The following is a 19,293-nucleotide window of genomic DNA, read 5'->3' on the forward strand; positions in this document are numbered from 1 at the left end:
GCGACTGCCTCGAAGAATTGCGTTATCCTGCTATTTCGTAGAGGGCGAGACTTTGGGGTTTGATTGTCAATTCTTTATCTAGTGTGAGTTTATCAGGTAATGTGGAACCAGAACCCATCCACTTTGTATCAGCAGAATCTAAAATCTTTTGCCAGTTGCCACTCGGCGCAGGAGGCGTAAAAGCGACATCTTGATCGTTAAAATTCATAATGCAAAATATCTGACTATCATCATTCCATCGCCGCAGGAACAGGATTTTATCCGATTCTACGCTGGATACTTCTAGACTTTTCTTATCCAGCTTTCTTAATGCTGGAATTTTCCGACGTAGCTGAAGTAGTTGTTGATAAAATTCCCACAAAATTTTGTGTTTTCCTTCTTTTCCTTGTTCCCAGTTAAGCTGGCACTTATGGAAGGTGTCAGGACTCTGGGGGTCTTGCATCTCGCCTCGTCCGGCAAATACTTTAAATTCTTCTTCTTTACTCTTGCGGATGGCTTCAATTAAGTCTTGGTCTGAGTGACTAACAAAGTAGAAAAAAGGTGCTTCTTCACCGTATTCTTCCCCCATGAAAAGAAAGGGAATAAAGGGAGAAAAAAAGACAGCACCAGCAGCAAGCTTTAGCCCTTCAAGAGAAACAAGCTTAGATAATCTTTCCGCCAGAACGCGATTTCCTATCTGGTCGTGAGTCTGGGAAAAGACAATGAATCGATATCCGGGTTCCTCTTTAGAATTACTACCATAACGGCGTTTTCTATGAGGGGCGTACTGTCCGGAATAAACAAAGCCTTCGCGGAAGGATTTTTCTAGTTGTTCAATCTTGCCAAAATCTTGATAATACCTGTCATTTTCTCCTGTTAGTAAGGTGTGTAGTGCGTGATGGAAATCGTCATTCCACTGGGCATCTATTCCACATCCACCTACTTCTTTGGGTCGAATTACTCGAACATCATTTAAATCGCTTTCGGCTGTTATATAACATTTACGGCCATTAGATTGAGAAAATTCATCAACTAATTCTGCTAGTTCCTGTAAAAAGTGTTTAGCACCCAAATCGTAGATGCCTTGGATTGCATCTAATCTCAAGGCATCTACGTGATATTCTCTAAGCCAGAAAAGGGCGTTTTCTAGACAAAAATTCCTCACCCCGTCGCTATATTTATCATCCAAATTCAAAGCGTCTCCCCAATGACCATGATATTTGGATGTGAAGTAGGGGCCAAATTCAGATAGGTAATTTCCTTCGGGGCCAAGGTGGTTATAGACGACATCAAGAATTACTGATATACCATGTTGGTGACAGGCATTGACGAGTTTTTTGAATCCTTCCGGGCCACCATAAGAATCCTGTGCAGCAAAGAGATAAACGCCATCGTATCCCCAGTTTCTTTCACCTGGAAATTGGGCAATTGGCATAATTTCAATGGCATTAATTCCTAAATCTCGCAAGGTACTAAGTCGGGGAATCATTGCCTCAAAGGTGCCTTCTGGGGTGAAGGTGCCAACGTGCAATTCATAGATTATCGTTTCATCTAGGGGTATGCCAGACCAATTAGTATCATCCCAGGCGAACGTGTTGGTATCAATTACTTGAGAAGGGCCATGTACTCCCTGTGGTTGAAATTTTGAGGCAGGGTCTGGTCTATCTTTGTTTCCTTCAAGTTTATAGAAGTAAAGCGTTCCTGGTTCAATGCCTGATGCTTTTACTTTCCAATAGCCTTCCTCATCTTGTTGCATGGGAATGAGACGTTGTTCCGGAGCAACAATTTGTACGGCTACTTCTTTGAGAGTGGGAGACCAAACGGTAAATTCACAATTTCCGTTGCCCAAGTAACAAGCGCCAATTCTCACTTTAAATTAGCCTCACTGTTAATAAAGACCTGGCTTTTTAAGAAAATGCACTGGCATTATTCAAGCCTACTTTTATAGGTAAATTGAATAATACCAGTACCCGCAATTTTTCTTGTGAAAGTTATTAGATTATTATTCAGAATTTAGCCTTTTACATATCAGATTTTTTAAGATTATTCTGAATTATGGCTTCTGGCTCTTAACTGCTGAAGTTTTAAATAATAACCGTTCCAAGGATATATTTAATTTTGATTACGCAGACCTGCCATAAGGTGTATTTTTTTGCTCTTGGCAAGGTGCAACAGATCCTTTTACCAGCTGCCGCCTGCACCGCCGCCGCCGCTACTCCCGCCGCCGCCACTACTTCCGCTGCCGCCACTACTTCCGCTGCTGCTGCTACTTCCGCTGCTAGGGGGTGGCGGTGGTGGAAGGCGAGGGATAATTTCTTCTTCCTCCCGATGATCGGAACAATATTGGCAGTCGTAAGTAATCAGGCGTATACCATCAGAATAAGTTGTAGCGTGCCTAAGAGTTTTTTCGTTGCGGATGACTGTGTATTCTTGACACTTGGGGCAATTGCTAAATTCACCTAAGTTGTTAATATCGGCGCGGATATGAAAGGCTGGTTCGCTAAGAGTTTTACTACAGTTTGGACACTGCCAAGCTTCAAATTTGATGCTGCCAATATTTTGTGCAACTTGCTCGCCTTTACTCAAATAAGGTAACAATAAATCTGAATTTAACTGTTGCAACGGTTGTTTGCAATTAGCACAATGAAAACGTCCTGGAAACCAACTGTCGCTTTGCGATCGCCCTTTCGGTTCGATGTACACTGGACGGCGAGATAGGGCATACCCGATCGCGCCTATACCGCCTATACCGCCTATCCCCGCTAACAACCAACCGGGTATACCAGCGTTATCGTTTTTACTCGGTGCATCAGCGTTATAAGCTGTTTCGGGTACGTTCGTGTTAGGAGAAGTTGTAGAGGGGTCATTTGTTTGCAAAGCTACAATTATCGCTTTGGTTCCAGCCAGCGTACCGCCATCAAAATTGTTTTCTTTGAATTTTGGGGTGATTTCTTGTTGGATAATGCTCCCCGCTTTTGCATCCGGCAATAGGGATTCTACCCCGTACCCAGTTTCAATCTCTACTCGGCGATCGCCCTTAGAAATTAACAACAACACGCCGTTATCTTGTCCCTTTTTCCCAATTTTCCAGCGATTAAACAGAGATGTTGCAAATTCTTTGGGTGTAGCAGAAGGTGCTGTTTCTGCCACTGTCACAACGGCAATTTCACTGCCATTTTCAGCTTCTAATTTGGAGATAATTTCATTGAGTTGTGCTTCCGTCTGGGGAGTCAGCACCTGCGCCATATCTGTCACCCAACCGCCATTTACTTGTCGGGGGTTAGGAACTTCTTCTACCGTTATAGCTAAACTCGACGGTGCGAAACCCAGAACCGCGACACTCAAGCCGCACACGCACAAACTTTGCTTTAGTTTAAGTGCTACCCATTGCATAACTGCTTTCTTTTCACGCTTGTTGTTAGGTATGCTTTTTTTCCCGACTATCTGATTGTATCAACTCCTCTGTTCTACTTGTCTTTCCTTTGCGTCGTTGCAGTTCGTTCGTTTTTTTAGTATATCTTTAGATAGTAGAGAATAGGTAAAATAGCATTTAACAGTTAAAATGTTGAAAAAAAATAACCGCCAAGACGTACTAGCTCTCGCCATGCGCGTAGGGAGGGTTATAAAACGTTAAGTAAAAGAAGTCTTAAGTTAATTATATTTATGTAAATTTATGAACCAATCAAACCCTAATATTCCTGAAGAAATTGCACCGGAAGTTTTGGAAATTGCTTCTCGCTTGTATGCAGAGAAAAATCAAAGTTATTCGATGCAAGAATTGAAAGAGGCGGGTGCAGAGGTAGACATTCCGCCAGAGTTTATTGAACAAGCGGTACAAGAGGTACGCCAAAGAAAGATACTAGAGGAAAAGCGACAAAAAAGGGTGAAGATAATTGGCGCTGCTGTGGCGGGCGCGATCGCACTCTGGGGAATCGTGACTTACAATATTCTTTCCGGTGCTGAATCTAGAGTAGATGCAGCCCAGGCGCAATTAGAAAATCAGCTTTCTCGACGTGCCGATTTAATTCCTAATTTAGTGAGCATTACTCAAGCTTACGCTAAACAAGAATATCAACTTGCAGATTTACTGACAAAATCTCGACAAAACTATCTGCAAGCTGATACCTCCACAGAAAAAGCAGCGGCGGCGGCAGAAATTTCTCAAGCTATAGAACGTTTCCGAAGTTATGCGGCTAGAAATCCTCAGTTGCAATCTTCTCAAGCTTTTATTAATTTACAGTATGAGATAGCAGGAACAGAGAATCGCATTGCTGTAGAAAGGATGCGTTATAACCAAACTGTCCAAACTTACAATCAGAAAGTTAACCAATTTCCTAATGTTTTGTTAGCCCCGATTTTTGGGTTTAAGACAAAGCAATTTTTTCCAGCAAAAGCTACATAGCAATTTAATGGTTGGGTGCAATACATCTGTAAGGACATGGCAATGCCATGTCCTTACTAAGGTAGCCCGAACGTCAGAACCGCGATATATCCATCCAACTGAGAAACGCTATAATACCCAATTTGTAGCCGACACCTTTTAGGGTGTCGGCTACACAAATTATCGTCCGGATGGTGCGCGGACTTTATTAAGCCGTTGCTTTGGCAAGTTTTGTTTGTGTAGCCACAGACTGAATGTGGAGATTTCCGCAGAGATGATTAGCATAGAAATAAGTATAGGTAAACATAAGAAATATGAACTTTTGCAGCGATAATGTCAGCGGAGTTTCGCCGGAAATCATGGAAGCAGTAATTGCTGCCAATGAAGGTGCAGCTATGCCCTATGGTGATGATGAATATACTCAGCGCTTGTCAGCACAGTTAAAGGAATTGTTTGAGACAGATTTAATTGTTTTTCCCGTAGCAACGGGTTCTGCTGCTAATGCCCTCGCATTGTCTGTAATGACACCACCTTTTGGGGCAATTTACTGCCACAGCCAATCCCATATTAATGTTGATGAATGCGGCGCACCAGAATTTTATACTGGGGGTGCGAAATTGGTGACACTTCCAGGCGCAGATGGCAAAATATACGCTGCTGACTTGGCAAATGTGCTAAACAAAGCTGGTGCTGGCGTTGTGCATCACGTACAACCTGCCGCTGTCAGTTTGACTCAGGCAACTGAAGCGGGATGTGTGTATAAACCAGAGGAAATTTCTCAAATTGCCGAGATTGCCCGTACCCATAATTTAGGATTACAAATGGATGGGGCGCGTTTCGCTAATGCTGTGGCGAGTTTGCGCTGTTCTCCTGCTGATATTACTTGGCGAGTTGGGGTAGATGTGCTGTCGTTTGGGGCGACTAAAAATGGCGCGATCGCAGCGGAAGCAGTGATATTTTTTAATCGAGAATTGGCAAAAACTTTCGGCTATCGTCGCAAACGCAGCGGACATTTATTTTCCAAAATGCGGTTTTTGTCAGCACAGCTAGAAGCTTATATTAAAGATGATTTGTGGTTAAAGAATGCTACCCATGCTAATAAACTGGCTCAAAAATTAGCCCAGAATTTAGCAGCTTTGCCTGGGGCGAGATTGTGCCACCCAGTTGAGGCGAATGAAATTTTTATCGAGTTGCCAGAGTCAGTTATTCAAGGGCTTCTCGCTGAGGGTTTCCGCTTTTATCGTTGGGAGGAAGAATCTAAATCTACAGTGCGGTTAGTGACTGCTTTTAATACAAAAGAAGAGGATGTTTCTGCTTTTATGAAAGCAGCACAAAAGTATTGTGATAAGGCGAAAGAAGGAGTTTATGTATCTTGAAGATGTAGGACGATATTTTAGGTAGCCTATCATATCTATAGCAATCCTAACTTATTTATGAACTGCTCCCTTTCCTCCTACGCCCTGGCGAAAGCTTTTACAGATAACAGATAATATTGCCATTACTCCCGGTATTATTTGACTTACCGCACCGAATCACAACGAAAACAATTCAGACATTGTTCTTGGCACCATCCGAACTACCTTTAATTTTTAAACTAAAACCTCCTTTAGCTTGTCTACAATCCACTGGCGAACCTCCTGATGAACTTCTTCGGCAACTTCATCAAGACCATGATTGGCACCATCGTAGAGGATGAGGTGCTTGGGTTCGCGGCTGAGGCTGTAGATGTACTTTGAACAGGACGGTGAAAGCACCTTGTCGCCTTTACCGTGAATCAGCAAGATTGAGCATCGTGGTGCTAACTGGGAAGCAGGCGCAGCACCGTAGCTTTGGCTGGCGAGTGTCACGATGCTGCGAACAGCTTGGGAGAGAAAAGCAGCTTGAATAACGACAGCACCGCCAAAGGAGTGACCTATCAAAGCAACGGCATCAATACCTTCGCTTTCTAGATAGCTGATACCTGCCAGAACATCGAGAACTGATTCCGCAAGTATTGTGGGGTGCCGGAATCGCACTCTTAAAGAAGCGATCGCTTCACCGCTGAGTTCTTCGCACAACTGGGGATACAGCCCCTTTGCTGGTGTATCCCAACCGCCGCCAACACCGCCGACGTAAATAGCACCGCACTTCGCATCATCCACTGGGTAGTAGCGACACTCTACGTTGCCACGGCTTGTCACCAGCGCGATTGGGTAATAGTCTTCTTGAATCGCTCCGACTTCGAGACCACTAACTACCATCTCGAAGGGATCGTCTTCATCGTCTTTCACATCATTCTTTGTGTGTAGCATCAATTATTATATTCCCTAAAGCTTTTATGAAGAGTAAAACACCCTTTCCTATTCCATTTCACTAATTGATGCAGCTTGACTCCTTCTATCCCTAGGCTGGCATTTTAAATGGCGAATTTGAGTGCGCTGGTATACATTAGGCTCCCGGCTAAAGATGTCTGCACTTCGTACAGGAAATTTGCAAAATTAGGAGGATACCCTAACTTTTAACTACTAACTATTAATTAATCGCCAGATTCAGAATCCATTGATTCTGTGGGTATGGGCATCACTAGCACTTTATCAACTCTGTTACCATCCATATCCATTACTTCAAAGCGGAAGCTGCCTAATTCAAAATGGTCGGCAGCAGTAGGAATTTTCCCTAGATGCGTCATTACGAAGCCGCCCATTGTGTGATAGTTACCCTTTTGCTCTCCAGGGAACTCCTCGATGTCTAACAGTTCAAACAATTCTTGCACAGGCAACATCCCATCCACCAACCACGAACCATCCTCACGTTGTATGATTGGGGGATCTTCTGCCTCATCGGCTGAGGGAACGTCACCAACGATTTCGACAAAGATATCGTTGAGAGTGAGCAATCCCTGAGTGACACCGTATTCGTCTACAACTAGCGCCATATGAGTGCCAGTTTGTTTGAACAACTCTAGGACTTTCAACCCTCCCATGCTTTCAGGCACAAAAACGGGCTGTTGTAAGGAAACTGTCAGGTCAAGCGGTTGTCCCGATAGACTGCGGGCTAATAAGTCTGAGACTGGAATCACCCCCAGAACGTGGTCAAGGCTATCCTGGCAGACTGGAAATCGAGAATAGGTACTATTTATAATCTTTTGTTGGTTTTCGTTCGGGGGGTCTTCCAAATCGAGCCAGATAATATCCGGTCGGGGTGTCATCAAGGCGCTTACGGGTTTGTCTCCTAAGCCAAAAACTCGCTCTACCATGTCTTGTTCGGCTTCCTCAAAGGTTCCCGCTTCGGTGCCTTGCTCCATCAAGTCTGTGATATCTCTTTCTGTAACCAATGGCTCTGTGGAGGGTTTGATGCCCAACATCCGCACCACCGTATCAGTAGAAGCGCTCAATACATAAACGATCGGGGAAGCAATGGCAGCTAACATCCGCATTGGGATAGCAACGGCAGATGCAATACGTTCTGGGTAGTTTAACGCCAAGCGCTTCGGCACCAGTTCGCCAATAATCAGCGTTAGATAGGTAATGATCAAAATGGCGACCGCTGATGCGATCGCTTCTTTATATGGTGCTAACCAGGGGATTAAACCTAACACAGGTAACAGTCTTCTCGCGATCGTTCCTTCGCCAAAAGCACCGGACAGAATGACAATCAGTGTAATCCCCACCTGAACGATAGCTAGAAATTGATTCGGAGCATTAGCTAGTTCCAACGCAGCGCGAGCTTTGACATCTCCCCGATCGGCCAGCTGTTGCAGTCGTATTTTCCGTGCGGAGACGATCGCCAACTCTGACATAACAAAGATGCCATTGAGGATGGTAAGCAGGAAAATAATTAGAATTTCGGTAGTTGGGGACATTTGTATTTGTAATGCCAGTAGTATTGGCTAACGGTGCCTAAGATGGAAGCCAGCTTAGTATGGGAACATGGGTTCCCCGAAAAAACGGTGGCTATAGAGAAATTAGCAGATTCGGTAGAGCAGAAATCTGCCTGTAGACCAGTCTCGATTTGATCTGCCTTCTAAAATGATGAAGGTAGGGAGATATACTCCTGCTGTTTTGTCAGAACGAATTAAGTATTTCCTCCAACTAATGGCATTTTCTTCTATTATTCGTGCCTTAGGGCGATCGCCTCTCACTACAGAACTGGTCTCTAAGCTAAACCGTCAGCGCTATCTCCAGCTCAACGGTATTCCTCGCCTGCCAAAAAATTTAGTGGCATCCGCCCTGGCACAAGCCTCTGGGCAAAATTTGTTTGTGGTGTGTGCCACTCTTGAGGAAGCTAGCCGTTGTTGCGCGGCTCTGGAAGCGATGGGCTTCGCGACGGTACACTTTTATCCAACTTCGGAAGCGTCACCCTACGAGCCTTTTGACCCGGAATCCGAGATGATTTGGGGGCAGATGCAGGTGTTGGCAGATTTGGTCAACGGTCAGTCGTCAGTGCCAACGAACAACGGACAGCTGGCAACTGACAACGGACGATTAGCAATTGTAGCAACGGAACGCGCCCTACAACCGCATTTACCGCCCCCTGAAGCTTTTAAGCCTTACTGCGTAACGATCTCCGCCAACTCCCCCTTAATAAGGGGGGATCAAGGGGGGATCGGGGATTTGGGAGCGTTCAGTAAGAAGGTGGCGACTCTGGGTTATGCGCGGGTTCCTTTGGTGGAAATGGAGGGGCAGTGGAGTCGGCGCGGGGATATTATTGATGTGTTCCCGGTTTCGGCTGAGTTACCTGTGCGTCTGGAGTGGTTCGGGGATGAGTTAGACCAGATGCGGGAGTTCGATCCGGCTACTCAGCGATCGCTTGATAAGATTGAGCGTCTGGTTTTGACTCCTACTGATTTTAGTCCGATTGTGCGGGCGGCTTTGGAAGAGAACCACTCTTTAGACGCGGGGGAAGACCAGAGGAGTACGCGGCGATTGCTGGGGGTGGCTTTTGAGCAACCTGCTTCTTTGTTGGATTATTTGCCTGAGAATACTTTAGTAGCGATTGATGAGCCGGATCAGTGTCGCGCTCATAGCGATCGCTGGGTGGAACATGCTCAGGAACAGTGGAAATTGGCTGAGCAAGATTCTTCCCCATTACCAAAAGTTCACCGTGCTTTTGATGAGTCTCTGGCGGCGACAGAAGCTTTTCAGCGGTTGTATTTATCGGAGTTGGTTGAGGAAGGTCAGGGGTTAAATCTTGCTAGTCGTCCGGTTCCGGTGACGCCTCATCAGTTTGCCAAAATTGCGGAGACTTTGCGTCAGGAACGCGATCGCGGTTTCGCGGTTTGGATTGTTTCTGCTCAACCTTCGCGTTCTGTGGCTTTGCTGCAAGAACACGATTGTCCGGCGCAGTTTGTCCCTAATCCTCGCGATTTCCCAGCAATTGATAAGTTGCAAATTCACAAGACTCCCATCGCACTGAAGTATTCTGGGGTTGCGGAACTCGAAGGTTTCATTCTGCCAACTTTCCGGTTGGTTGTGGTGACGGATCGGGAGTTTTTTGGACAGCATTCTCTAACAACTCCCAGTTATATCAGAAAGCGTCGCCGCGCTGCTTCTAAGCAAATTGACCCCAACAAACTGCGTCCTGGCGATTATGTGGTTCACAGAAATCACGGCGTTGGCAAGTTTGTCAAGTTGGAAAGTATGACTGTCAGCAACGAAACCCGCGAATATTTGGTGGTGCAGTATGCTGATGGTTTGCTGCGAGTCGTTGCGGATCAGCTGAGTTCTCTATCCCGGTTTCGCGCCACGGATGGGAAAGCGCCGGAACTTAATAAAATGTCCGGTAAGGCTTGGGAAAATACTAAGAATAAAGTCCGCAAGGCGATTAAGAAACTGGCGGTTGATTTGCTGAAATTGTATGCTCAAAGAGCGCAACAGCAAGGTTTTACTTATCCAGCTGATTCGCCTTGGCAAGAGGAAATGGAGGATTCTTTCCCTTATCAACCAACGCCGGATCAGTTGAAGGCGACTCAAGATGTGAAGCGGGAAATGGAAAGCGATCGCCCAATGGATCGTTTGGTGTGCGGTGATGTCGGTTTTGGTAAAACGGAAGTCGCTATTAGAGCAATTTTTAAAGCTGTCACCGCCGGAAAGCAAGTTGCCTTTCTCGCCCCTACTACTATCCTGACTCAGCAACACTACCACACTTTAAAAGAGCGTTTCGCTCCTTACCCGATTGAAGTTGGTTTGCTTAACCGTTTCCGCAGCGCTGAAGAACGTCGCAACATTATTAAGCGGCTGGCGACGGGTGAATTAGATATAGTCGTTGGTACTCACCAGCTACTTAGTAAGGATATTCGTGTGCGAGATTTAGGGTTGTTGGTGGTGGACGAAGAACAGCGTTTCGGCGTTAACCAAAAGGAGAAAATAAAGTCTCTCAGAACTCAAGTTGATGTGCTAACTCTCAGCGCAACTCCGATTCCCCGCACACTTTATATGGCACTTTCGGGAATTCGGGAAATGAGTTTAATTACCACGCCGCCGCCTTCTCGTCGTCCGATTAAAACTCACCTAGCGGGATACGATCCTGATGCGGTACGCACTGCAATTCGCCAAGAACTTGACAGAGGGGGACAAGTGTTTTACGTTGTTCCGCGAGTTGAGGGAATTGAAGAAACTGCCACCGCTTTGCGGGAAATGGTGCCGGGAGTTAAACTAGCGATCGCGCACGGTCAGCTAGACGAATCTGAACTAGAAGCGACGATGCTTGCTTTCAGTGCTGGCGAAGCAGATATCCTCCTGTGTACCACCATCATTGAATCCGGTTTGGATATCCCCAGAGTCAACACAATTTTAATAGAAGACGCGCAGAAATTTGGTCTATCGCAACTTTACCAATTGCGAGGAAGAGTTGGACGTGCGGGAATCCAAGCTCACGCATGGTTATTTTATCCCAAACACAAGGCGCTATCTGATGCCGCACGGCAACGCTTACGAGCAATTCAGGAGTTTACTCAGTTAGGTTCTGGTTATCAACTGGCGATGCGCGATATGGAAATTCGCGGTGTCGGTAACTTGTTGGGTGCAGAACAATCTGGTCAAATGGATGCAATTGGCTTCGACCTTTACATGGAAATGTTGGAAGAATCCATTAAAGAGATTCGCGGACAGGAAATTCCCCAAGTTGATGATACTCAGATTGACTTGGCTCTGACTGCATTCATCCCCGCTGACTATATCCCAGATTTGGATCAAAAGATGAGTGCCTACCGCTCTGTTGCTGCGGCTCGTTCTAAGGAAGAATTAGTAAGTATTGCCGCAGAGTGGAGCGATCGCTATGGTAACATCCCTAAATCTGCTACTCAGTTGTTGCGGGTGATGGAACTTAAGCAAATAGCCAAGTCTCTAGGCTTCAGTCGCATCAAGCCCGAAGGCAAACAACACGTTATCTTAGAGACACCAATGGAGGAACCCGCCTGGAACCTGGTACGGGCAAATCTGCCAGAACACCTGAAAACTCGTTTTGTCTATACCCCTGGTAAAGTCACTGTTCGCGGTTTAGGTGCCTTAAGTGCCGATCAACAGATGGAAAGTCTGATAACTTGGTTGGGTAAAATGCAGGGAGCATTGCCAGAACCCGCACTCGTTTAAATTTAACTCAAATAGTACATTCTGTAGGTTGGCTTGAGGAACCTCACCCAACCTACAATAGAGTGCTATAGCTACCAAGTAAAAAATTGGCTTTCCTAATAATTGTCGGTAATTTCTAGAAAATTGTAGCTTTGGCTACAGCTCTCAATCTCTAGTAAGAAAATACACTAATTGAGGTAAAAAAAATTACTCCGTTGGGTACTTCTGATTTCGCGGCAAGCTGCGTTTCAATAAACTTATAGACGCAATAAATAATAGCTAGTGGCTAACTGAGGTTAGATAAGTGTCTTCGGAACTCTCATTTAACTAAAGTAGGACTTACGCACTGGAAGGAAATCAATTTCCTGGCTGAAACCCCTAGTCAGTTGAAACTGACTAAAAAACCTCAAACCAACCCATTTCAATGGGTTTGAGCTTTGAGCCGGAACTTTAGTTCACGGCAACTGCGTAAGTCCTGTAAAGCTAATTTTTACCTAGCTATAAATAGCGCTTATCAATATTAACGACCCCTTAACATAAAAGCAGAAATTTGCTAGGCAAAGCTTGCCTTAGCTATTTTTATGTGTCATAGTTTGATTCTCTGATTACTTCATCAAAACTTTATGAAACTATCAGAAACTTTGTTCAGACTTTCACCATACTATTCTTTAAGGTTTGTACCGTGGTAAATAGAGATGAGCAAATTACTCAAATAACCGAATATCAACAAGGTGAACTTATGAGTAGGATATGCACGAAAGAAGAACCTAGCGCCCTACAAGCTTTAGCAATAGCTTCAGCAGAAAGCGTACACGCCGCCAAGCCTGCGAAATTACAAAAGCGACAATTTGATATCTTGCAACCATTGCGTCAATGGCTGGACGGGATAGAGATTCGTACCCCTAAGATGGCTCATTTCCTCGCCAAGGCTATTCCTGCACAGTGTCCTTTTGAACGCGATGTCAAGATTTTTGGTCGCATAATCGCGCATATTCCCCCATTGTGCAAGCTAAATCCACTTTACGAGCAACTGGTAGGCTTGCGTTTTCGCGCTCTGTGTTATTTAGTAGATCGGTGTGGGCAGGATATCCAGTCGTATTGCTAAATAGAATTTGCTACTTTTAAGAAGGCAACAGTTGGATTATACGATTTGAGGGCTTTTTCGGCTAGAATGTCTTGCACCTAGAAGATTCCACAGAGATATCCGCAAGCATTATCTAAGCAAGTGAATAATTTATGGCAGTAGCGATCGCTTATCCGGTTAGCAAGAGTAAGATATGGTGGATGCGATCGCTTACAATAAATTTCACCCAGCTAATGCTGCCAACTGCGATTCAATTTCCACTGGATTGAGTTTTTGACCAATAAAGACTAACTGAGTTTGCCGATTCTCTTCTGGTTGCCAAGGTCTATCGTAAAATTGATCGAATCTTGTTCCCACACCTTGCAATACTAACCGCATCGCTTTATTGGGAACAGCAACAAAACCTTTGATTCTGTAAATTTCCTGTTGTTGCACCAGTGCTTCTAATTGTTTTTGCAACTGCTGGGGATCAAAAGCACGGTTTAAAATAACGTGAGCAGAAGAAATTTCCTCATCGTGGTCGTGGTCTTCTTCCGTGTCGTGATGACTGGGACGCGCATCTAAGTTGTCTTCTACAGCAGCTTGCAAGCCAAGAATAACAGAGGGATCGAGTTGCGATCTATTGCTTTCCACAATCTTAACAGCTCTCGACAACTCTCCTTTAATCAAATCCACCACCCCAGCTTGCTGCGTAGCATCCACCAAATCAGTTTTATTCAACACCACCAAATCTGCACACGCCAGCTGATCTTCAAACAATTCTTGCAAAGGCGTTTCGTGTTCCAAATTCGGATCTGCTTGACGCTGTACATTTACCGCCTCTGGATCACTAGCAAAAGTTCCAGCAGCCACAGCCTCACAATCGACAACTGTAATTACAGCATCCACAGTAGCCGCATTCCGAATTTCCGGCCAGCGAAACGCCTTCACCAACGGCTTTGGTAAAGCCAGTCCCGATGTTTCAATCAAGATGCAATCAAGTTTATCTCGCCGCTTCAGCAACTCTAGCATCGTTGGCAAAAATTCTTCCTGCACTGTGCAGCACAGACAACCATTCGTCAATTCAACAATATTACTGCTGCTGTCCCCATCTTCTGGACAGTAGCCACAAGAACGCAGTAATTCGCCATCAATACCTAATTCACCAAATTCATTCACCAAAACGGCGATGCGTCGTCCTTGGTTATTTTGTAGTAGATGGCGAATCAAAGTTGTTTTGCCACTGCCTAGAAAGCCAGTGATTACTGTTACGGGGAGTTTTGCAGCCATTTTTTGAAAAAGTTTAAATTAGTAACTTGTAATCAACAGCTTTCTAAATTAGCACAACTAGGATTATTAACACAAGCTTAAAATACTGTCTTATCAATTAAGGCGGGCCAAAAGCCCACCTTAGAGTTCGGTTTATTTACTTTTACCTACTTAGGCGTTCCTATGCAAGGCTAATTAAGCTTGCTCCCACATTTCGGCAATTTCGCCAGGTAGAAAGCTAGCAATTTCCTGCATACGTTCAGGAGATAACTCTTCTTTCGTAGCAGAAAATATTGCTTTAATAATTTTTTCTGCGTCGGCTCCTGGTAAATTTCCTTCTTGTCTCAGTCTTACTAAAAAGTTTTCCGGCTTAATTTTTAACTGGGGTCTAATTTTGCTCAAAAAATTGACGATGGGGTTAGTATCTTCCCAAAGGTCTTCTACTTCATCGGAGGCTGGATTTTTATCTAGTTCTTCTTCTACTCGCTCTACTGCTTCATTGCTCATTACATCGCGCATGGTGCGAAACAGTACCTCTGTAGCACGGCGAGCTTCATCCAGATCCTTCAACTCAGCTTTTTGTCTGACTTTTTCTAAGAAAGGGTGATGTGACTCCATGAAAAACTCCTCCAAGTAAAAGTAATAAAGTTGGTTTGCTAAGTAAGAAAACTTCAGCTTTAGTTACTTTAAAAAATAAATTCTTGTTGTGCTTCTCTCCGCAGAGGGAAATATTTTATACTAACTTTCGGGATGAACTCAAGAGATAATACTGCTGTCAGTTGCTAGGGGAATTAGTATCTGATAAAGTGGATATTCTTAAATTACAGGCAGGTTGTGGCTTTTTTGGGTGTAGAAGTTTTGATACAGTGGTTGCTGAGGTCGGACGTTGCTCTTGTCTTGCTTGCAGTACCTACAATTGTTGTATGCCCTTCAAAAAGTCCACCAGCTGTGACGCAAGGAAAATGAATACTCATCGTTCTGTTCAAAATCGCTTGAAACCGACTAATTGGCGAATTGAGCAATTGCCTGGAATAAGTTCTGAAGATCAAGCTCGACTGATAGAGTGTGGAATTACAACTACATTGCAACTATTACAGCAATGCCATAGCCAACAGCAAAAACACGCCTTCTCACAGAAGTTACAAGTTCATATTCACCACGTTTCTAAATGGGTGGCTCTGGCCGATTTATCCCGCATTCCTAGTGTAGGTTGTCAATATTGCGGGTTGCTGCTTCATGCTGGGATTGCTTCCACCGCGCAACTAGCTCAAATGCACATCCACAAGGTACATCAACAAATTTTGCGCCTGCAAGTGGCAACAATGCAACGCCGGGATTTATGCCCATCAAGAGGCGAAGTTGTGCAATGGATTCAACAAGCACGTCTTCTAAGCAATTAAAAATGTCAAGTTGTCGCTCTGTTGAAGCATTTGTTAGATTTGACTCTCCTTTAACCCAACCTACAATTATTGAATTAAAGCAGACAATCCTGAAAACTCGATGATAATGGCACCACCATCACCAAGTTTTCAGGATTGTTTGAAAAAATGAGATATTGTCTAGAAATCAGAACTCAATTCAGAAGTAAAGGCTATTTGGAAGAAAGAATAAATCCCTTCATTCCTTATGCTTTATCCTTCGGAAGTTGCTAATTCCGTGCTACCGCGAGTGCGACGGCGTGTAATTGAGTTGAACAGCATTTGACCAACTGCTTTGATCAAGTTGCCATTCAGTTCTTGGAACATTTTCATGTTCATGGCAAAAGCAGCATTGGCTTCGTCCACAATTTTATCTGCGGTGGCATCATCAATCGGCAGGTCGTTCATCGCTTGGCGATAGGTTGCTTTGAACTCCTTCTCATCGGGAATGTCGTTGAACTCATAGAAAGCGGTGCCTTGCCCTTCGCTGAGGTTCATTCCCCGTTGAGCAATTCCCTTGAGAATTTGACCGCCGGATAAGTCGCCCAGGTAGCGGGTGTAGGAGTGGGCGATTAATAATTCTGGCGAGTTGGCAGATACTTCCCGAATCCGGCTGACGTATTCTTCTGCGGCTGGTGAGGCAGAGACTTGCTCGCGCCAGTTGGTTCCGTAGTAGTAGCTGAGGTCTTGTTCCAGGCTCTTTTTCCGGTTCAGCTCTTGGAAGTAAATCTTGGAGAGAAGCGGGTGCTGGCGATGCCGTTCCATCTCTTCTTCCATTGCTGAATAGACAAAGTAGAGGTTGCCTACTAGATTCCGGTAGGAGTTCTTTTCAACTACTCCTTTTAAAAAGCACTTGACAAAACCAACGTTTTCTGCCATTGTGTGAGATTTTTTGGTTCCCACACGCAATTTTGTTGCTAAATTGCTGCTCATGCTAAATTTTTGTCCCTAATGTCTACTGAGGAGCGTAACTTTTTTTCAAAAGGCTGAAAAAGCATCTAAAACGTTACAGTAGACCGATTTCATGAGAAATGGTGTTAAGAATTCTTACAAGGGACAGCTAAAAAGGGCGGGCAATGCCCACCCTTCAAGAGTTTGATGAATTAGTGACAAAGCGTTAAGCGATCGCTTACTGTGCCGTCTTGGGAGCGTCAAGACCTGCTTGCACATCGGGAGGCAGAATTACTTTATCAACGACGTGGATAATTCCGTTGCTGGCTGGGATATTTGGCTGGATCACCTTGGCATTGTTCACCGTGATGTCATTGGTGGAACTATCAATCGCGACGGTGACGGGAGTACCTTCAACTGTTTTCACTTCTCCAGCTTTCAGTTCGCTAGAAGAGATTTTCCCAGGCACCACATGGTAGCTCAGAAGCTCCACCAGCGCTGGTTTGTTCTCTGGCAGCAGTAACTTGTCTAAAACTCCTGCTGGTAAGGCGGCGAAGGCTGCATCAGTCGGAGCAAATACTGTGTAAGGAGTGCTACCAGTCAGGTTTTCAGTCAAGCCTGCTGCTTGCACTGCTTTGGTTAGCGTCGTGAAGGAACCAGCGCTAGCTGCTGATTGTGCAAGTTCTCCGAGGTTTTTGTCTTCAGTTGTAACTGCGGGTGATTCTGTAGCTGTGGGAGCTTCTGCAATTGGTGATTCTGTAGTGACGGGAGCTTCTGCAACGGGAGACTCGCTAGTAGGAGCTGTGGCTGTGGTCTCTGGGTTGCCGCAGGCAGACAGAGCTACAAGGCTACCAACACTAAGAACACTGAACAAAAGTTTTCCTAAAATCTGTTTGCTTGCTTTCATGGATTACCTGTTGTTGTAAAGATAAGTTAAATAGCCTGTTAACAAAACTTAATGGATAAATTGAGGAATGTACTCAGCCAAAAGAGAGAGAGAGTTAAAAGTTCGTCTCTCGTTCCCAGTCTCCGACTGGCAATGCCTTGAATAAGGTTCTACCTCGTGCAAGCCTTATTTTTCGGCCCGAAAGGGGGGCAGAGTGGGACAGAATCCATTACCAGTCGGGGGCGGGGAACGAGATTTACCACGCTAGTGCCAAACCATCAGCACGAGGTTCGGAGGCGGCGACAAGTACCCCGCCTCGCCGTAAAATAATCTGACCTTTACCAAACATTCCAGGTTCGGCGCTAATTTGCACATTGTGACCGCACTCAGCCAGAGCCAGTGCTATATTCCGGGATACCGCTTGCTCTAAAAGCACCGTATTTCCGGCGATAAACCGCCACCTGGGGGCATCGAGTGCGGCTTGGGGGTTCATTCCATAGTCCACCAAGTTAGCCACGACTTGTAGATGTCCCTGCGGTTGCATCGGTGCGCCCATGACACCAAATGGCCCTAAGGGTTGGTTGTCTTGCGTCAAAAAGCCGGGAATAATCGTGTGAAAGGGACGTTTAGCTGCTGCGACTTGATTTGGGTGTCCCGCCTCTAAGGTGAATCCCGATGCTCGGTTTTGCAGGGCGATGCCTGTACCGGGGATGAGAATGCCACTGCCAAAGCCACTATAGTTGGATTGGATGAAGGAAACCATCAGTTCTGAGTCAGCGGCGGCGAGATATACGGTTCCGCCTTTGGGTAGCCCAGGTTCGGCTAGCGCGATCGCATTTTTCCCAATTAAACTTCGACGTTGAGCTGCATAAGTTTTATCTAAAAGGTGTTCGACAGGCATCTCCATGAAGTTAGAATCTGCAACGTAGCGGTGGATATCGGCAAAAGCTAACTTCATCGCTTCAATTTGCCGATGGTAGCTAGAAGCTGATTCGCGGGGATACTGGGATAAGTCGTAACCTTCAAGAATATTTAAAGCAATTAATGTGGCGATACCTTGAGTGTTGGGGGGAATTTCCCAGACGGTAACGTTACGGTAATTGGTAGAAATTGGCTGCACCCAGTCGGCTTGATGGGCGGCTAAGTCAGATTTTGATAGAATGCCACCTGTGTTGGCGGCGAAGGACGCGATCGCTTCTGCTAGTTCGCCGCGATAGAAACTTTCGCCGCCAGATTGCGCGATCGCTTTCAGCGTTTTGGCATGAACTTGACTACGCCAAATTTCCCCAGCCGCAGGTGCGCGGCCGGAAGGGAAAAATACCTCTTTAAACGGTTGAAATTCTGGAGCAGTTAGAGGTAAATAAATATCAGCCGCCCGTTTCCAAGCTCGCGCCGTCTCCGGCGACACCGGAAAACCTTCTTCGGCATAGCGAATTGCTGGTGCAAATAATTGCTCAAAAGATAACTTTCCCCAACGTTCCCATAATTTCCGCCAAGCTGACACAGCACCAGGCACAGTTACAGTCAACCAACCCAAAGAAGGAATTTGCGACATCCCAGCAAAATGTTCCGGCGACAAGGTTTGGGGACTTTTACCAGAAGCATTCAAACCGTGTAATTGCCCATCCCAGATTAAAGCAAAGGCATCGGAACCAATGCCATTGGAAGTAGGTTCGACAACTGTAAGTGCGATCGCCATCGCTACAGCCGCATCCACCGCATTTCCCCCAGCCAACAGCATTTCCATGCCTGCGATCGCCGCTTGAGGTTGGCTAGTGGCCACAGCGCCCCGCTGCCCCATCACGACTCGTCGGGCGGAAGAATAAGGATAATCAGTCAAATTTTCTAACATCACCTCA

At 45.4% G+C, this 19,293-nt stretch carries 14 protein-coding genes and 1 pseudogene; 6 read left to right on the forward strand and 9 right to left on the reverse strand.

The window, feature by feature from the left end; all coding sequences use genetic code 11:
- Positions 1-22: 22 nt before the first annotated feature.
- Positions 23-1,849 (reverse strand): malto-oligosyltrehalose trehalohydrolase, encoded by a 1,827-nt coding sequence (gene treZ / locus H6F74_RS02080; RefSeq protein ID WP_190435551.1) that lies wholly within the window; start codon positions 1,847-1,849, stop codon positions 23-25.
- Positions 1,850-2,160: 311 nt separating this feature from the next.
- Positions 2,161-3,372: a TPM domain-containing protein gene (locus H6F74_RS02085; RefSeq protein ID WP_190435555.1), complete on the reverse strand. Its 1,212-nt coding sequence runs from the start codon at positions 3,370-3,372 to the stop codon at positions 2,161-2,163.
- Between the two features lie 280 nt (positions 3,373-3,652).
- Here H6F74_RS02085 and H6F74_RS02090 point away from each other — a divergent pair, with 280 nt between their 5' ends.
- The 3 genes and pseudogenes from H6F74_RS02090 to H6F74_RS30850 form a co-directional block, all read left to right on the forward strand.
- Complete coding sequence (locus tag H6F74_RS02090) at positions 3,653-4,381, forward strand: LemA family protein (protein ID WP_190435557.1); 729 nt, start codon at positions 3,653-3,655, stop codon at positions 4,379-4,381.
- Between the two features lie 293 nt (positions 4,382-4,674).
- Entirely contained in the window at positions 4,675-5,736 is a 1,062-nt protein-coding gene (locus H6F74_RS02095; RefSeq protein ID WP_190435559.1) for a low specificity L-threonine aldolase, read from the forward strand.
- A gap of 100 nt (positions 5,737-5,836) precedes the next feature.
- Positions 5,837-5,953, forward strand: a pseudogene (locus H6F74_RS30850) (carbohydrate porin); the annotation flags it as partial.
- Here H6F74_RS30850 and H6F74_RS02100 read toward each other — a convergent pair.
- Positions 5,950-6,651 carry a hypothetical protein gene (locus H6F74_RS02100; protein WP_199300758.1) on the reverse strand — a complete coding sequence of 234 codons (702 nt, stop codon included), beginning with the start codon at positions 6,649-6,651 and terminating at the stop codon, positions 5,950-5,952. The pseudogene H6F74_RS30850 and the gene H6F74_RS02100 overlap by 4 nt on opposite strands.
- A gap of 224 nt (positions 6,652-6,875) precedes the next feature.
- Positions 6,876-8,201, reverse strand: a complete 1,326-nt coding sequence (locus H6F74_RS02105; RefSeq protein WP_190435563.1) for a hemolysin family protein — start codon at positions 8,199-8,201, stop codon at positions 6,876-6,878.
- Between the two features lie 232 nt (positions 8,202-8,433).
- Here H6F74_RS02105 and mfd point away from each other — a divergent pair, with 232 nt between their 5' ends.
- Together mfd and H6F74_RS02115 are read left to right on the forward strand one after the other, a co-directional pair.
- Complete coding sequence (gene mfd, locus H6F74_RS02110; protein ID WP_190435565.1) at positions 8,434-11,928, forward strand: transcription-repair coupling factor; 3,495 nt, start codon at positions 8,434-8,436, stop codon at positions 11,926-11,928.
- 718 nt (positions 11,929-12,646) lie between these two features.
- The gene (locus H6F74_RS02115; protein ID WP_190435568.1) at positions 12,647-13,012 is read left to right on the forward strand and encodes a Mo-dependent nitrogenase C-terminal domain-containing protein; all 366 of its coding nucleotides are present in this window, start codon (positions 12,647-12,649) and stop codon (positions 13,010-13,012) included.
- Between the two features lie 201 nt (positions 13,013-13,213).
- Here H6F74_RS02115 and cobW read toward each other — a convergent pair whose 3' ends face one another.
- The gene (gene cobW / locus H6F74_RS02120; RefSeq protein ID WP_190435571.1) at positions 13,214-14,260 is read right to left on the reverse strand and encodes a cobalamin biosynthesis protein CobW; all 1,047 of its coding nucleotides are present in this window, start codon (positions 14,258-14,260) and stop codon (positions 13,214-13,216) included.
- 174 nt (positions 14,261-14,434) lie between these two features.
- Complete coding sequence (locus H6F74_RS02125; RefSeq protein ID WP_190435574.1) at positions 14,435-14,857, reverse strand: DUF2267 domain-containing protein; 423 nt, start codon at positions 14,855-14,857, stop codon at positions 14,435-14,437.
- Positions 14,858-15,201: 344 nt separating this feature from the next.
- On the opposite strand from H6F74_RS02125, the gene H6F74_RS02130 reads away from it, so the two are divergent.
- Complete coding sequence (locus H6F74_RS02130) at positions 15,202-15,639, forward strand: DUF4332 domain-containing protein (RefSeq protein ID WP_190435577.1); 438 nt, start codon at positions 15,202-15,204, stop codon at positions 15,637-15,639.
- 231 nt (positions 15,640-15,870) lie between these two features.
- Here the strand turns inward: H6F74_RS02130 and H6F74_RS02135 are convergent, their stop codons facing one another.
- The 3 genes from H6F74_RS02135 to H6F74_RS02145 form a co-directional block, all read right to left on the reverse strand.
- Entirely contained in the window at positions 15,871-16,590 is a 720-nt protein-coding gene (locus H6F74_RS02135) for a heme oxygenase (biliverdin-producing) (RefSeq protein WP_190435580.1), read from the reverse strand.
- A 196-nt stretch (positions 16,591-16,786) separates the two neighbouring features.
- Entirely contained in the window at positions 16,787-17,455 is a 669-nt protein-coding gene (locus H6F74_RS02140; RefSeq protein WP_190435583.1) for a fasciclin domain-containing protein, read from the reverse strand.
- A gap of 235 nt (positions 17,456-17,690) precedes the next feature.
- Positions 17,691-19,286, reverse strand: coding sequence for a gamma-glutamyltransferase (locus H6F74_RS02145; protein ID WP_190435713.1), 1,596 nt, complete (start codon positions 19,284-19,286; stop codon positions 17,691-17,693).
- Positions 19,287-19,293: the final 7 nt, after the last annotated feature.

The sequence above is a fragment of the Trichocoleus sp. FACHB-90 genome (assembly GCF_014695505.1).
GTDB classification, from domain to species: Bacteria; Cyanobacteriota; Cyanobacteriia; order Cyanobacteriales; family FACHB-T130; genus Funiculus; species Funiculus sociatus.

Excerpts from the sequence above, each read along its gene's own strand:
- mfd (WP_190435565.1), top strand. The coding sequence starts at position 8,434 with ATGGCATTTTCTTCTATTATTCGTGCCTTAGGGCGATCGCCTCTCACT.
- H6F74_RS02090 (WP_190435557.1), top strand. The coding sequence starts at position 3,653 with ATGAACCAATCAAACCCTAATATTCCTGAAGAAATTGCACCGGAAGTT.
- H6F74_RS02095 (WP_190435559.1), top strand. The coding sequence starts at position 4,675 with ATGAACTTTTGCAGCGATAATGTCAGCGGAGTTTCGCCGGAAATCATG.
- H6F74_RS02100 (WP_199300758.1), bottom strand. The coding sequence starts at position 6,651 with ATGCTACACACAAAGAATGATGTGAAAGACGATGAAGACGATCCCTTC.
- H6F74_RS02130 (WP_190435577.1), top strand. The coding sequence starts at position 15,202 with ATGAATACTCATCGTTCTGTTCAAAATCGCTTGAAACCGACTAATTGG.
- H6F74_RS02085 (WP_190435555.1), bottom strand. The coding sequence starts at position 3,372 with ATGCAATGGGTAGCACTTAAACTAAAGCAAAGTTTGTGCGTGTGCGGC.
- H6F74_RS02140 (WP_190435583.1), bottom strand. The coding sequence starts at position 17,455 with ATGAAAGCAAGCAAACAGATTTTAGGAAAACTTTTGTTCAGTGTTCTT.
- cobW (WP_190435571.1), bottom strand. The coding sequence starts at position 14,260 with ATGGCTGCAAAACTCCCCGTAACAGTAATCACTGGCTTTCTAGGCAGT.
- H6F74_RS02105 (WP_190435563.1), bottom strand. The coding sequence starts at position 8,201 with ATGTCCCCAACTACCGAAATTCTAATTATTTTCCTGCTTACCATCCTC.
- H6F74_RS02115 (WP_190435568.1), top strand. The coding sequence starts at position 12,647 with ATGAGTAGGATATGCACGAAAGAAGAACCTAGCGCCCTACAAGCTTTA.
- H6F74_RS02135 (WP_190435580.1), bottom strand. The coding sequence starts at position 16,590 with ATGAGCAGCAATTTAGCAACAAAATTGCGTGTGGGAACCAAAAAATCT.
- H6F74_RS02145 (WP_190435713.1), bottom strand. The coding sequence starts at position 19,286 with ATGTTAGAAAATTTGACTGATTATCCTTATTCTTCCGCCCGACGAGTC.
- H6F74_RS02125 (WP_190435574.1), bottom strand. The coding sequence starts at position 14,857 with ATGGAGTCACATCACCCTTTCTTAGAAAAAGTCAGACAAAAAGCTGAG.